We start from the raw sequence: 13,643 nt of genomic DNA, 5'->3' as shown, positions 1-13,643 counted from the left end.
ATTTTTTTGTCCAGCTTCTTGGATTTCGTTTCAATTTTCAATTTTTCAAATTCCGAACCTGTACCTTTGGCAAACCTTTAAGGATTGCCAAAGGTTAGGGGGAATTATATTTTTATCAAGTTTGAGAACTAGTTAAACGTTCCTACTGCATATTGTAACAAGACAGCTTGTTCAATTTTACGCAATGAATCAGCCTTTTTGAGGTATTGATCCGTGGTCAAATTCATATATTTCTTCGCACCATTGATGTATGATGGGCTTGAATCTTCATCTAGTTTAGACAAATCTTTAAAGAAGGTTACCGTTGTAAATTGGCCTTTTCCATCGTCCGACATCGGTGCTAAATGTTGCCAAAACGCCCATTCTTGAATATTCCCTGCCTTAATACGATCACTATGAATTGATTTAACTTGCTTTTCGAAATCAATGTAAGCGAAGTAGTTAGACGTTGTCGTTTTCATGGTTTCCATTAAAACAACAGAATTCAAATCATTCGAGCTACCTGTGTACTCAATTGCTTTTGTTATTACATTACGCATAACAGATTGAACTTTATCTGTTTCTTCTAGAATGGTATACATACTAGGATCTTCCTTAACTAAGGCATTAAACATATCCATGGGATATTGGGTGATTTTATTTAAGTCGTATGAAGCATTCATAGAAACGTAATCATAATCAACTGACTCTGATTTGTATTGATTTAAAATCTTATAAGCGGCCCAGCCTGTAATTAATCCTGCTGATTTGCGTTTTTCTTGAATGATTTTCCAGCGCTTTTCGATGGCCATTGCCTCATCGATGGTGTGGCCCGGCTTTAATTTATGATAAGCGATGTTGATATAAATCGTTTTGTTTTGTGCGAATGTGCTCGTTGAAATTGCAAATATTGCAAGGAATAATAAGGTAAGTTTTTTCATGGTATTGGGGTTTAAAAAATAGTCCGCATGCGAAATGCACACGGACTAGATCAAATTATTTTTTTGTTTTTTCTCTTGCAAATTGGGTAATCGAATCAATTTTGCCTGCTAAGTTGAAGCCAAATAATTCCACTAAATCTTTATCCCAAACAGTACCGTCTTTCAAGACACGCTTCTCTGATGAGTATACCAAAATGCCAGACGCAGGGTCTGTATTTGTCAATTTAAAAGGAAGAATTAAGCCTGGTTTCCAATCCAAAGATTTGTATTGAGCGAACTCCGCAGGAAGCATTGCTTTTGTTAATTTAGATTTAGTTCCGTTATAAGCTTCAATACTTACTTCATCTGCAATGATGTCAGCAAAAGCTTTTACATCCATCGCGTTCCATGCCTTCGCTAAATTTTCGATTGCAGCGATTTCACCACGGTTTGAGAACTGTAAAGAACTTCCATCTGCTTCAGAACCGGGTTTGCTTGAGATGTATTTTCCTCCTGATGTTTTACCATATTCATTTGTTGCAGGAATATTAACGTATTGCTGCATATTTGAAATTTTGCCAGCTTTGTCAATGAAAAACAACTCAAATAAATTCAAGTTTTGTTTCGAACCATTCTTGAAAACACGCTCTTCTGTGGACTGTACCATCACAATTTCATCACTTGAGCCTTGAATTTTGATGGGTAACATGGCCATCGGCTTGTTGGTGACCGATTTCAACGTTGCCATGCTTTTTTTATGTTTTTCTCCACCTGTTTTCACAAATTCATCTGACCACAAGGCCACCTCAGCATCGTGATCAACGGCATTATAAGCTTTGGTCGCTTCTAATACGGTGTTCATGCTTTTGTCAGATCCTAATTGCATGGGTTTTCCTTGGTTATCGCCAACGAAAATTTTTCCAGCTGTTTGAGCATTTGCCATAAATGCAGACGCAATAATTGCGCTAAGTAGTACGATTTTTTTCATAATTTTTTTTGGTTGAATTAATTGTTGGGCAAGAACGGGATTTAGTTAGTTGAGCGGTAGCGTTACGACTTTCCATTTGTTCCTTTTCCTGCAAAAGGGAACAAATGGGAACTGCACATTAGCATAAAAAGCCTCCCATCGGTGTAATTTTGAAATATACAATGGGAAGTCAAGCTACTGCAATCTAGTATTGTAGATTAGATGTAAACCAATAAGATTTTTGATGAAGTAGGTAATACGAAAAGCTCCTGACTAGTTGGTCTGGGGCTTTTTTGATTTAATGAATGCAGAGGGGGTGAGACCGTGCCGACGTTTAAATGCGTCAATGAATTTCGATCTGGACATAAAGCCCGCATTGGTTGCCAATGCTTCTATGGTAAATTTATTTGCCTGTCCCGCCTCAATAAGATCTACGACATAGGCGATGCGCAAATCGTTTTTCCATTCACCAAAAGTTTTTTGCAAGTCATTATTGAAATAGGCTGATAAATTTCGCTCTGAAATTTTCAAGTCAAACGACATTTGTGAAAGCGTAAAATCTTTGTGGATAAATGGATAATTTGCTAGGTATGGTTTAATTACCTGCTCGAAAGCATGTTCGTTTATTTGTATTGGTTTAGCAAATGTAGATTTCAATTTCTCTAATGTACTAGCATTGCTCAATTCGACAGAATAAGATACGTTGCCATACAGAATATTGGGAAACAAAAACAAGAAGAAATTTTGAATAAAAAAACCTCCTCCGCAAATTCTAAAAAAGTGAGATTCACTAAATATTTCTTCGTTGGATATACCCAAAATATAAAAAGGCTCAACGTATAAAGTAACCATGTGCCCTAAACTAGTCACTGCGATTAAGACTTGGAGCGATATAAGTGTAAAAAACCAACGTTGAATTACTAAATGATTAGTTGGCGTTAAGCCATATTTTTTGATTAGGTGCTGTTTGTTCCAAAAGAAGTAAGTAACTGAAATGAGCGCATATAGTACCACATGGATCGATCGGCCGTAGAGTATTTGTTCGAATGTAACCCAATAGAAATTTAGATTATAATCTTCCGTAATATTGACGATTTCATGCGCCATTTTAGTTTTTATGTCAAAGGGCAAGGTAGTGAAAGGGAGCGTGGCGATGCCAACAAACACTGCTGGGAGTAAATGGAATAAGTCGGTTTTCTCAAAACCTTTGTGTTCGGATACGGTATTTTTGACGTAAAAGAATAGACTAGGTCCGAGGAGAAAAGATAAGGGGAGGAAATGGACAAAACAGAAACCTTCCCAAAATTCATTTTTCGAATAGTGTAGGCCGAAATAGACCATCACTATGAGGTTGCAACATAGGAAGAATAAGGCTAAAAAAATATTCGATTTATTCAATGAACTTAAATAGTACAAGAGAATAAACGATGTAAAAATCCCAAAAACAGGGGCAAGTATTTCCAAACAATGAAGCTATTTGCTTACAATATAGGAAAATTTCTAATCTTCTTACCTTTGGCAATCCTCCAAGGTTTGCCAAAGGTAGGGGGAAAAGGGGGATTTTGATCCCCTACTAAACTGAAAATCAAGAACTTGATATCAGGTCAAAAATGTTTTAATAAGCATCGAGACCTAGAATTTTTCTGCCTAGTTCATTTAGTTCCGCAGTGGTGTATTTTGTTTGTTCCCATTTCCTAGGGTCACCCGGAAACGCATACCCTTCAGGTGCAATGCGGTCTTTCCAAGAATTGATGCGCCAATCTTTCAGTGAAGCATTGTCCTCTTCAGCTGGCATCATGGAAATATATTGGGCACAGCGAACTTTGTCGCTATTGTTTGCGCGAATACCATGTGGCTGCGTGCTGTTGAAGATTAACAAATCGCCGGCTGCCAACTTGACTTTGGTGGGTGTAAAACCGGTAATATCTGGTTTGAAGCGGTCGCGGTCTTCGGGTTGGGTTAATTTCCAAGTATCGTAAGTGCGAAATAACTCAGGGATGCACTGAAATCCTCCCATGTTTTCGTCGAGTTGGTCCGCTAAAGCGAGTACCCCTTGTACATTAACTGGTTTTGTTTCTGGGTCATAATCCCAATGAATAAAGGCTTTGTATTCATGGCCTGGTCGGATTGGAAAGTTCAGATTTGCTCGGTCAATGGTGACCCACAATTTTTCTGTTCCCCAAATATCAACAAAGGCGTCATATACGCGTTGCTGCGATCGATTATCCCATAACAATTGGTTATTGTAGCATTCTACCATGCCCGTACCTGCTAACTCTTTCATTTTCATTTCTGCACGTGGGGCAGTGTACCAGGTAGCTGGATCATGTGGATCCTTTTCCTCAAATTCCCATAAAAAATCGGCAGTTTTTAACGCTTGTTCGCGCGGAACTGCCTGTTTGATAACTACGTAGCCATTCGTTATCCAAAACGCCCAATCTTCCTCGCTTAATACGCGAAGTGCCTGACCGTTACTTCGATCATTCAGTTTGAGCGCGCTACTTTTTGCGGTAGACGGGTTTCCAGGAATTTCATAATGAGCATTATTGGGGATTTTCGTTTCCATGCAGTTTGTTTTTGTTGAATCAAATTTCGACTATTTATCGATCCGTGAATTTCTTTGTATTCGCCAATTTTTGACCTGTATTGATAATTTAATTTGACATATACATTAAATTGGTAAATTTAGGTATGAAAATAGCTTTGGAGTCCATCCGTCCTGATGCGGATAGTTCGTTTCGATTTTTGCAGACACCGAATTTAAACGAGGTGTTTTATTGGCATTTTCATCCGGAGATTGAGTTGGTTTACGTGGAAGCAGCAAAGGGTATTCGCCACATTGGCGATCATTTAGATACCTATGAAGGATGTGATCTGGCTCTGATTGGTTCGTACATTCCACATTTGAATTTTGATTACGGAGTAAAAGCGACGGTGGAGACTGTGGTGATTCAGTTTCCGGCGGATTATTTTGAACAAGGTTTGGCACGAATTCCAGAATTAAGTCAGGTTGTAGAACTTATTGATCGGGCAAAACAAGGTTTGGCATTTACGGGTGAGACGAAGCGAATAGCAGGAGCCAGGTTAAAAAAGCTTCATCATTTGGACCGATTTAGTCAGTTCGTGGAATTGATGCGCATCTTTCAGGATTTAGCCGCGAGTTCGGAATACTTGGAATTGGGTGCGCGACCCGTTGCGAATGCATTGGTTTTGAAAAAGCAAGCGCGCATACATCAGGTGTACCAATATGTAGAGGCTCATTTTTTAGAGCCAATCAATACGCATCTCATTGCAGCACATGTAAGTTTGTCGGTTCCTGCCTTTTGCCGATATTTTAAACAGGCAACGCATTTGACCTATACTGACTTTGTAAATCAATATAGGGTCAATTATGCCAAAAAATTACTTATCCAAGGGCGTCATGTTAGTGAGACATGTTATGAGGCTGGATTTGAGAATTTGCCCTACTTTACCCGATTGTTTAAGAAGCGGGTTGGGGTGTCGCCGTCAACTTTCAAGAAACAGACAAGTGGAAACTAAATTTCCTTAAATAATGGCTACATTCGCCCCTATGAGGAAGTTTTTAGGTTTTTTCGTTTTATGCCTGGTCATAGGTTTTTCGAGTCTAGGTCAAAAAAAGACGATGTCCCTGGCTGAGTTGCTCACCCTAGATAGCTTGATTCGTTCTGCCCCATCGCTAGCCTTGCGTATGGCCGATTACAATCGTGGCGCATTGGATTCGATGATAACAGGCCAAAAGCCCATTGACTCATTAGTTGTCCATACACTGGCACAAACATTTTTTAAAGATTTACGCGATGGGAATCGAACACCTAATTTACGCTATCAAGGCTTAAAAATTGATCGTAAGAATGTTAATCTGACATCAAATTTTAAATCATTAGCTAATCATCTAATTAATCGATCACCCGAAGTGGTTCGATTGTTGGCCATGCTTCGAGATTCAGTGGACATCTCGGATGAAAAAAAGGATTTACTCATCAAAGCCATCAATGAATACCGTTGGCTCAGCACCTTACGCCAAAATCGATCCGTTGTTTTAGTTAACATTCCATCTACCATATTACGCACGTTTGATGGTCAGAATGAATATACGAACATGAAGGTAGTTTTGGGTAAAGCTTCAAGGCCATCTAAAACGTTAATTAGTCCCTTGAAAAACCTGATTATTACACCCTATTGGCATGTACCACGAAGTATTAGTGTGGAGGAATTAGTCCCGGAGATTCGTAAAAATATACGGTATTTTTATGCGAGTCATTTAGAAATATTTGATACGAAGGGGAGAAAGGTTGCGCCTGAAAAGGTGCCTTGGTCACGCTTAAACGCTAATTATTTCCCTTATGAAATGCGTCAGCGTTCGGGCAAATGGAATACCTTAGGGATCATGAAGTTTCAGTTTGACAATCCATTTCGGATGTACCTACATGACACGTCTGAGAAAAAATTATTTAAAAAGGAGAAGCGTTTTTATAGCCACAGTTGTATTCGTGTGGAGCGGCCAATTGATTTGGGACGGTTTTTGCTCAAGCCCCATTCCAAGGCGGTGGACACCTTAGATGTTAACGCAGCATATTCAGATTTGACGCCGAGATACATCAAAATCAACCGATCTATTCCACTGGTGATTTGGTATAGTTTGGTTGATTTTGATGCCAACGGCCAAATCAAATTTTATCCGAATATTTACGGACGAAATTAGATTTTATAATATTGCTCCCAGCCTTTTCTTGGCTCAGGACCGGCAAGTAATTTGTTTGCCAAAGCGTTATTCGTGATTTGTTTTGTGTTGCGATCGAAGGCCAAATGCGCATTTAACCGTTGGGCCAACACCCCTAATGCAAACACTTGACTCAATGGTCCTGCGATTTCAAAACGAGAACGAGTTTGTTCTTGCCCCATGCACCCTTTAAGGAAATTAGCATAATGGTTGGATGGACTTTTCATTACCTCTGGTAACTTGATGTCTTTCGCCGCATCGCCGATTATGGAGAGCGTAGAGCCATGTGACCCACCTTTGAAAGTCAAATCTTTACCATAAATAATCTTTCCTGGATTCAATTTAGCAGGTTGGATTTTACCATTACTAGCTGGCGGAATATTCGGATCTAATTCAGTTGTCCCATAGTTTTGAGGAACTGCAGGTAGGTTATTTAAGCCGTCATACCAAGTAATATCCATGGCGGGCATGTCCTTCCGTTTCGGGAATTTGAATTGGATAGTGGATGACATCGGATAGAAAAATGCATTGTGGCCGTCGGCACGAAGCATATTAATCTCGGTAGGTAATCCCAATTCTAAAAATTCATGTGCGGTATCCATAATATGTGCACCCCAATCCCCTAAGGCACCTAGACCATAATCGAACCAGCAGCGCCATTGGCCATTAACAAAATCCTTTTGATAATCATGTGTTTGCGCGACCCCTTGCCAAATATCCCAGTCTAAAGTAGATGGAATTGGTTCCGCAGGAGGGAAGTTTTTTATGTTTGGATCCCAACCATGCCATCTGCGTGGTGAATTCATGTGGGCGGTCATAGAGGTGACATCTTTGATGATACCAGCCTCTTTCCATGCTTTAAATTGGAAGAAATTAGCTTCTGAGTGACCCTGGTTACCCATTTGGGTAACTAATTTAGGATGCTTTTTAGCCGCAGCCATCATAAGTTCTATTTCCTGGAAGGTACGCGCCATCGGTTTTTCAACGAAAACGTGTTTCCCTAATCCAAGAGCCATCATAGTAATCGGGAAATGAGAGTGATCTGGAACACCGATCGCCACCGCTTCTATCTGATTGCCCATTTGGTCAAACATCTTGCGGAAATCTTGAAAACGCGGAACGTTTGGAAATTTCTCTAATACTTTTAGTGTTTGTGGAGCACCCATATCCACGTCACAAAGTGCGACAATCTCAGCCAGTCCTGTGTTGAATAAAGACATTACATCAGATCCACCTTGATTACCGATACCGATACAAGCAAGTTTAACTTTCTCGCCGGCATGTCTACCGTGTAAAATATTGGGGAATGCAGCTGCAGCTGTGATGAGTGCGGAATTTTTTAGAAAATCCCGGCGGGAATTGTTTTGATTTGTCATAGGTTTGGGGTGTTTGAGTATTAAAGACGTAGATGGAACTGATTTACTTAATTTGACACCTTTCTTCTTTACAATCCGCCTCCATTTCCTTCCGTGTAATATTTGTCAAATTTGATTTAAGAATCTCACGCTTTTCCTGTGATATTTTTCGAATGAACTTGCCTTCACAAAATCGCCTTAATTCGGTGTCATTTGATAAAATGAGTCCGGGAACTTCCACTAAATTCCCCAAATCATCTTTAGCAGCCATGGTGAAGTAACATGAATTCGTATGGCGTACAATGCCATTTTGGGGCTTGAAACATTCCACCCGCATGCCCACAATCATGGTTGTCCGACCCACATAATTGACCGATGCTTTAATCTCTACTAGATCACCCACTTCAACTGGACTTTTGAATTCGACACCTTCCACCGCTACCGTCACACAATACTGATGACTATGCTTCGAAGCACAGATATAAGCTACTTTGTCAAGTAGTGATAAAATGATTCCCCCATGGACCTTGCCACCAAAATTGGCATACGAAGGGATCATTAGTTCGGTATAGGTTGTTTCTGAATCGCTGACTTCTTTATATTGCATCCCCAAATCTATTCAATTTTTGCCTAACTTTAAATCAAATAAATGAACCTATGAAACGAAGAACATTTTTGGCTGCTACTCCGCTGATCGGGGTTGCTTTGCCTTCTCAAAACACATCTGCTGAACCTAAATTATTACACCACGTATTTTTTTGGTTGAAAAATCCGGGTAACGCTGCTGATCGCGCCCAACTAATTAAAGGATTAAAGTCTCTCTCAGGTATTCCAAGTATACAAAAAATGCATATTGGCGTACTAGCCTCTACGGAAAAAAGAGAGGTCGTTGACACATCTTGGGACGTTTCCGAGCTCATGTATTTTCAAGATGAAGCTGGACAAAAAATTTACCAAGACCATCCCATCCACGTCGATTTTGTCAAAAACTACAGTCACTTATGGCAAAAAGTTATCGTATATGATTCCGTAGACGTATAACGGATAAACGCTGCTGGGGTCGTAGACCCCGGCAGCATGAATAGTTGTCTTCGGTGTAAAGCGCTAAGCTTAGATTTGACTATAGTAGTACAACGTATTACCCTTAATTATTGATCGATCCTGCATTAATCCAGGACTTGATTTGACTGACCTCGCAGGTACTTAAGGTACTAGTTGCAGAGGGCATTGGTATGAAGCCAGTTTGATGTGCAATTGATCCATAAAGTTTACCATTGACCGCATATTTTTGTACCTGTGTATAGGTTGCCAAATCAATATTTCCCGACGGCTTCGTACCACTATGACATCCGATGCAATTAGTCTTTAAAATCGGTAGGACCGTAGCTTTGAAGCTAATATTAGTCGTCACACAATTCGTAGCAGAAGCATCACACGAATTATTTTTAGCCCCTTGCTTAATCCAAGTTAACACAGAATTAATTTGATCCGCTGGCAATGATCCCGCAGGAGGCATGCGATCCTCTCCCGTGGCGATTAAAGACCTGTATAAATCACTGCTAACAGGGTTACTGACCCTCACCTCACGCATGATGTTCGTATAATCCGTCAGAATGACGCCATCTTTTTTAGAAATGGCATCATGACATCCACTCATCGCGCAATTAGACACGAGTAAGGGTAGAATTTTTTGTTTAAAATAAACGGTATCCGGGCTACACGTCACCAATGATGGTGGCTGTACTGCAGGGATGTTAATCACAGGGTCAATTGGATTCATCGGATTTAGGTCAACTAAAATACTTCCTGATGGCGATGACCCCCGAATCCATTTTCGGATGATCGTAATATCACATACGTTTAACTTCATTGTTGCCGAAGGCATCGGTTTGTACCCCGACGCATGCGTTATGGAACCATAAAGTTTTCCGTTCTTCACATACGGGGTGATTTTGGCATAGCTGGAAAGATCCACGCCCCCACTGGCAATGTTTGCCGAGTGACATGCGATGCAATTGGCCTGCAAGATTGGCCAAACCGATTTGTCAAAGGAAATAAGCATCGTATCACACGATGCATTTGTGCCAGGAATTTCGTTGATGGTTGTGTCAATAACAACTCCGCCTCCCGAAGGCTGGACAGGCAAATTTTTGTCTTGTAAGCATGCCCAAAAGCACAATGCAACAACCAAAAGAAGCAGGTGTTTCATCTTAGCGTAGGGTGTACGTGATGTTCCCCTTTACTTTGATGACCTCAGCTATTTTCTTAAAGACGATTTTAGGAATATCAATCTTGTATTCATCCAAATGTATATCAAATAGGCACGTTAATGCTACCGTTTTACCTGTTGAAACCAAGGTCCCCTTAAGTTCGACTGGTCGAGAAACCCCATGGATAGTTGCCGTACCCGCCGCCGTGACCGCATAAGTTCCAGCGACTTTTAAATCAATGGACTCCTTAATTTTACCTTTAAATGTTGCATTGGGGTATTTGTCCGTCTCCAAATAATTTTCGTTGAAATGCTCTTGCATCAACTTATTCGGAAAGATAAAATTAGTCACGCGCATCTGAACAGCCACTTCATTCGTCGCTGCATTAATGATACTCCCCACTTGCTTATTTACCGCGTCAATATCCTCCATCGGAGTTTTTGAGAAAAACGAAATTTCACCTGTCTGCGTAGTGAATAATTGGGCATTTGCCGTCCAAACTAGGCAAATGAAAAAGAGCGTGATCAGGTATTTCATTATTTCTTGATTTTTGGTTCGAAACTAAACGTTCGGGCAATATTGAAGCCATAAAATATGTCCCCATTTTCCCAGGAGCCTATCGTTTGACCTATAAAATGTTTCTCAATCATCCCACGCGAATTACTCACATGCAATTGAAATACGTGACCACCCGTTTCAATGTCAAAGCCAATGGCCAATGAATTATGATACGGGTATTTTTGACCTGCCGATTCTTCATATTCATCCTTCTCCACGAGATTATAATAATATTCGGCTGACACACTCAAGCGATTGTTCAGTTTATAGCGTCCTCCAAATCCCATCGCCGCCTGCGTATTTTCCATATATACACTCTCCGCTAAATTATTGTGTAAAATCGTGGGCATCACTTGTAAGGATAACTTATCCGAAAACTTTCGGGCTATCAATACCTGGCCGAGGTAGCTTTGACGTTGCAGATTATTGTAAAATCGCATCACCGTTCCTGATTCCATCGTATATCCCGTTTTCATCGTATTGCTAGCTACACTACCAAAAGCCGTCACCGTCACCGGAATCTTATTTGATTGTCGGAGCACCTTGTATTTCGCATAGGTATCATACGTTTTTTCAATGGTAGACCGACCAGCACCCACCAGTAAATTATCCGTAATGGCATATTCCAATCCCAAACGAATACGCGCCTCATCCAGACCAAAAAAATTATCTATAAATCCAGAATTAATCGCCCCAAACCGATGTGAGATCCAAAAATTCACATGCTGCTTAGCGATTGTTTCGACTGATTGTCCATTGATCAACCGGGAAGCTTTAAATGTTGCCAAGGTGTAAGTTGGCTTTTTAGCATCTTCTTTCTCGAGCATGGCCAACAAGTCATCTTGCGCGGCTAGTTGAAACGAACTCAGCAGTCCACATAATAGTAGTAACCTATGCATATACACGTAAAGTTGTGCCCGAAAGAGCCGTTTTATAAGAAGCTATAGCTTTGTTGGTCACCGATAATGCCGTACCCGTCGTACTAAATGTCGCGCCATGTGCTGAGCAATAAAAGTTAGTGCCATTGTAAACAACTTGCGCTCGGCCTTCATGCGAGCAAATTTGCGTCACCGCGGCAAAGCTTGTCGCAGATACCCGCGCGACAACGACCTGATTGTAAATCACATATTTACCTACGGTATTTAATGCCGAATAGGCTGCATTTGATAAATCAAGGGTAAAGTCAATGGCTGATGCAGGACCTACAGATTCGTTTTGACATGAGCTTAAGCTGGCGGCACCGCAATAAACAGCAAGTAAAGAAGCTCCTTTAAATCCCAAAGATCTCAAGAATTCGTGGCGTTGTATTTTAGTAGACATCTATGATTGGTTAATATGTTCGCAATTTAACCGATTTTTAACGCATTTGTTTTTCTATATTCCTGATTATCATCAGTATAAACCACTTAATTTTTGTTTGCCCTATCATAGTTGAAAAAAAACGCTGCCGAAATCCTCAGACTCGCGGCAGCGCTTTCGTTTAATTCTGTAAAGACTTATGGTCGAACCCTAAATACCATCCCTGGGTTTTCCGTAGCTACATATAAATAACCATCAACACCCATTTTGACATTACGCATTCTACCAAGATTCACAAGAACCTTTTCCTGCTTAACAACTTTATTGTTCTTAATTACACATCGGTTCAAGTAGTTAAAACGTAGAGAGCCAACCATCAAATTGCCCTTCCAAGCTGGATATTTATCACTATCAACAAAGGTTAATCCTGAAGGTGCAATGGATGGAATCCAGTAAGAGATGGGTTGCTCCATACCTTCTTTTTTAGAAATAGCCGAAATTGGTTTGCCATCATAGTTGATGCCATAGGTGATGGTAGGCCAACCGTAATTTTTGCCTGCCTGAATGATATTAATTTCATCTCCACCACGCGGACCGTGTTCTGTTTCCCAAATCGCACCGGTTGTTGGATTCAATGTCAATCCCTGCGGATTACGCTGACCGTATGAATAAACACTTGGATGCGCCGATTTTGCAAATGGGTTATCCGCAGGAATACGACCATCATCATACATCCGGTGAATTTTACCATTGTCATTATCTAATGCTTGCGGGAATACTTTTTCCATTCCGCGTTCTCCCACACTGAAAAACAACATTCCCTTTTTATCGAATGCCAAACGAGATCCAAAATGGTGGAATGTCTGTGTATAAGGCAAGGCTTCAAAAATCTCTTGAGATTCCACCCACGCATTATTCTTAATTTTTCCACGGACGATTGCCGTTGAAGTTAAGGTTTTTCCACCATCAGTTTTGAATTTGGAATAGGACATGTAGACCCATCCGTTCGATGCATATTGTGGATGTAAAACAACATCTAATAATCCACCTTGACCTTTGGACATAACTTGAGGCGTTCCAGCAACAAGCGTTTTATTTTTCTTTTGATCTACTAAATATAGTTTTCCTGAACGATCCGAAATTAAATACTCAAGATTTGGTAGTTGAGCAAAACCCCAAGGGCTATCAAATCCGGTGGCAATCGTATCCAATTCCACGCGCATACCTTCTGACTGAAACACATTCGATGTAGGCTTATTGGCAAATTTGTATTGCTCAACTCCAGCCAAATTCTCAACGATTAAATCAGCTAATTTTTCAATTTCTTTCGCCGAAATCGTCTCTTTCCAAGTAGGCATGCCTAACTCGGGGTACCCATTCGTAATACTAGCGAGAATTTGAGCTTTTGAATTACCATGTTTCCATTGACGGTCAACGAACGCTTCTACCTTTTCACCGTGACAAGATGCACAGTATTGCGTGTATGTTTTTTCTGCGGGAGCCTCTTCGACAGGTTGCGTACGTAAGGACATGACGCTCAAAGAGCCAACGAGTAATACACTTAGTCCAATTAATTTCTTTTGCATAATACCTATTGTTAAAGCTACGAATCTA

Annotated in this window: 14 protein-coding genes; 3 read left to right on the top strand and 11 right to left on the bottom strand. The window is 40.5% G+C overall.

The genetic code is table 11. From position 1 onward, the window contains the following. Positions 1-128: 128 nt before the first annotated feature. From U0R10_RS11115 to U0R10_RS11100, 4 genes are all read right to left on the bottom strand, one after another. Positions 129-920, bottom strand: coding sequence for a hypothetical protein (locus U0R10_RS11115; RefSeq protein ID WP_377984046.1), 792 nt, complete (start codon positions 918-920; stop codon positions 129-131). Positions 921-975: 55 nt separating this feature from the next. Beyond that, positions 976-1,887 (bottom strand): nuclear transport factor 2-like protein, encoded by a 912-nt coding sequence (locus tag U0R10_RS11110; protein ID WP_377984045.1) that lies wholly within the window; start codon positions 1,885-1,887, stop codon positions 976-978. Positions 1,888-2,139: 252 nt separating this feature from the next. After that, positions 2,140-3,207, bottom strand: a complete 1,068-nt coding sequence (locus U0R10_RS11105) for a helix-turn-helix domain-containing protein (protein ID WP_377984044.1) — start codon at positions 3,205-3,207, stop codon at positions 2,140-2,142. 274 nt (positions 3,208-3,481) lie between these two features. Next, positions 3,482-4,432, bottom strand: coding sequence for a phytanoyl-CoA dioxygenase family protein (locus U0R10_RS11100; protein WP_377984043.1), 951 nt, complete (start codon positions 4,430-4,432; stop codon positions 3,482-3,484). A 125-nt stretch (positions 4,433-4,557) separates the two neighbouring features. Between U0R10_RS11100 and U0R10_RS11095 the strand changes: the two genes are divergently transcribed. Together U0R10_RS11095 and U0R10_RS11090 are read left to right on the top strand one after the other, a co-directional pair. Then, on the top strand, positions 4,558-5,406 hold the full coding sequence (locus tag U0R10_RS11095) for a helix-turn-helix domain-containing protein (RefSeq protein ID WP_377984042.1): 849 nt from the start codon (positions 4,558-4,560) through the stop codon (positions 5,404-5,406). 31 nt (positions 5,407-5,437) lie between these two features. Then, positions 5,438-6,589 (top strand): L,D-transpeptidase family protein, encoded by a 1,152-nt coding sequence (locus U0R10_RS11090; protein ID WP_377984041.1) that lies wholly within the window; start codon positions 5,438-5,440, stop codon positions 6,587-6,589. On the opposite strand, the gene U0R10_RS11085 is transcribed toward U0R10_RS11090, so the two are convergent. Both U0R10_RS11085 and U0R10_RS11080 read right to left on the bottom strand, forming a co-directional pair. Beyond that, a complete protein-coding gene (locus U0R10_RS11085) occupies positions 6,586-7,983 on the bottom strand; it encodes a Gfo/Idh/MocA family oxidoreductase (RefSeq protein ID WP_377984040.1) in 1,398 nt (465 codons plus the stop codon). The genes U0R10_RS11090 and U0R10_RS11085 overlap by 4 nt on opposite strands. Before the next feature lie 43 nt (positions 7,984-8,026). Next, on the bottom strand, positions 8,027-8,569 hold the full coding sequence (locus tag U0R10_RS11080) for an acyl-CoA thioesterase (protein ID WP_377984039.1): 543 nt from the start codon (positions 8,567-8,569) through the stop codon (positions 8,027-8,029). 50 nt (positions 8,570-8,619) lie between these two features. On the opposite strand from U0R10_RS11080, the gene U0R10_RS11075 reads away from it, so the two are divergent. Beyond that, a complete protein-coding gene (locus U0R10_RS11075; RefSeq protein WP_377984038.1) occupies positions 8,620-9,003 on the top strand; it encodes a Dabb family protein in 384 nt (127 codons plus the stop codon). A 103-nt stretch (positions 9,004-9,106) separates the two neighbouring features. Here U0R10_RS11075 and U0R10_RS11070 read toward each other — a convergent pair whose 3' ends face one another. The 5 genes from U0R10_RS11070 to U0R10_RS11050 all read right to left on the bottom strand — a co-directional run bounded on the left by U0R10_RS11070 (position 9,107) and on the right by U0R10_RS11050 (position 13,615). Beyond that, entirely contained in the window at positions 9,107-10,171 is a 1,065-nt protein-coding gene (locus U0R10_RS11070) for a hypothetical protein (protein ID WP_377984037.1), read from the bottom strand. 1 nt (position 10,172) lies between these two features. Continuing rightward, positions 10,173-10,709 (bottom strand): YceI family protein, encoded by a 537-nt coding sequence (locus tag U0R10_RS11065; RefSeq protein ID WP_377984036.1) that lies wholly within the window; start codon positions 10,707-10,709, stop codon positions 10,173-10,175. Continuing rightward, positions 10,709-11,629: a DUF5777 family beta-barrel protein gene (locus U0R10_RS11060; RefSeq protein WP_377984035.1), complete on the bottom strand. Its 921-nt coding sequence runs from the start codon at positions 11,627-11,629 to the stop codon at positions 10,709-10,711. The genes U0R10_RS11065 and U0R10_RS11060 overlap by 1 nt, the downstream gene beginning before the upstream one ends. After that, a complete protein-coding gene (locus tag U0R10_RS11055) occupies positions 11,622-12,050 on the bottom strand; it encodes a Rieske 2Fe-2S domain-containing protein (protein ID WP_377984034.1) in 429 nt (142 codons plus the stop codon). Before U0R10_RS11055 ends, U0R10_RS11060 begins: the two co-directional genes overlap by 8 nt. A gap of 176 nt (positions 12,051-12,226) precedes the next feature. Further along, entirely contained in the window at positions 12,227-13,615 is a 1,389-nt protein-coding gene (locus U0R10_RS11050) for a PQQ-dependent sugar dehydrogenase (RefSeq protein ID WP_377984033.1), read from the bottom strand. Between the last annotated feature and the right edge of the window lie 28 nt (positions 13,616-13,643).

Origin of the sequence: Aquirufa avitistagni, from assembly GCF_042715545.1 — a bacterium.
In the GTDB taxonomy this organism is placed as follows: Bacteria; Bacteroidota; Bacteroidia; order Cytophagales; family Spirosomataceae; genus Aquirufa; species Aquirufa avitistagni.
The sequence above is the reverse complement of the archived record's forward strand: the minus strand, read 5'-3'. Positions and strand labels throughout refer to the sequence as shown.

Coding starts and splice junctions, on each gene's coding strand:
- U0R10_RS11100 (WP_377984043.1), bottom strand. CDS start 4,432: ATGGAAACGAAAATCCCCAATAATGCTCATTATGAAATTCCTGGAAAC.
- U0R10_RS11110 (WP_377984045.1), bottom strand. CDS start 1,887: ATGAAAAAAATCGTACTACTTAGCGCAATTATTGCGTCTGCATTTATG.
- U0R10_RS11065 (WP_377984036.1), bottom strand. CDS start 10,709: ATGAAATACCTGATCACGCTCTTTTTCATTTGCCTAGTTTGGACGGCA.
- U0R10_RS11090 (WP_377984041.1), top strand. CDS start 5,438: ATGAGGAAGTTTTTAGGTTTTTTCGTTTTATGCCTGGTCATAGGTTTT.
- U0R10_RS11105 (WP_377984044.1), bottom strand. CDS start 3,207: ATGGTCTATTTCGGCCTACACTATTCGAAAAATGAATTTTGGGAAGGT.
- U0R10_RS11115 (WP_377984046.1), bottom strand. CDS start 920: ATGAAAAAACTTACCTTATTATTCCTTGCAATATTTGCAATTTCAACG.
- U0R10_RS11050 (WP_377984033.1), bottom strand. CDS start 13,615: ATGCAAAAGAAATTAATTGGACTAAGTGTATTACTCGTTGGCTCTTTG.
- U0R10_RS11075 (WP_377984038.1), top strand. CDS start 8,620: ATGAAACGAAGAACATTTTTGGCTGCTACTCCGCTGATCGGGGTTGCT.
- U0R10_RS11070 (WP_377984037.1), bottom strand. CDS start 10,171: ATGAAACACCTGCTTCTTTTGGTTGTTGCATTGTGCTTTTGGGCATGC.
- U0R10_RS11055 (WP_377984034.1), bottom strand. CDS start 12,050: ATGTCTACTAAAATACAACGCCACGAATTCTTGAGATCTTTGGGATTT.
- U0R10_RS11085 (WP_377984040.1), bottom strand. CDS start 7,983: ATGACAAATCAAAACAATTCCCGCCGGGATTTTCTAAAAAATTCCGCA.
- U0R10_RS11080 (WP_377984039.1), bottom strand. CDS start 8,569: ATGCAATATAAAGAAGTCAGCGATTCAGAAACAACCTATACCGAACTA.
- U0R10_RS11060 (WP_377984035.1), bottom strand. CDS start 11,629: ATGCATAGGTTACTACTATTATGTGGACTGCTGAGTTCGTTTCAACTA.
- U0R10_RS11095 (WP_377984042.1), top strand. CDS start 4,558: ATGAAAATAGCTTTGGAGTCCATCCGTCCTGATGCGGATAGTTCGTTT.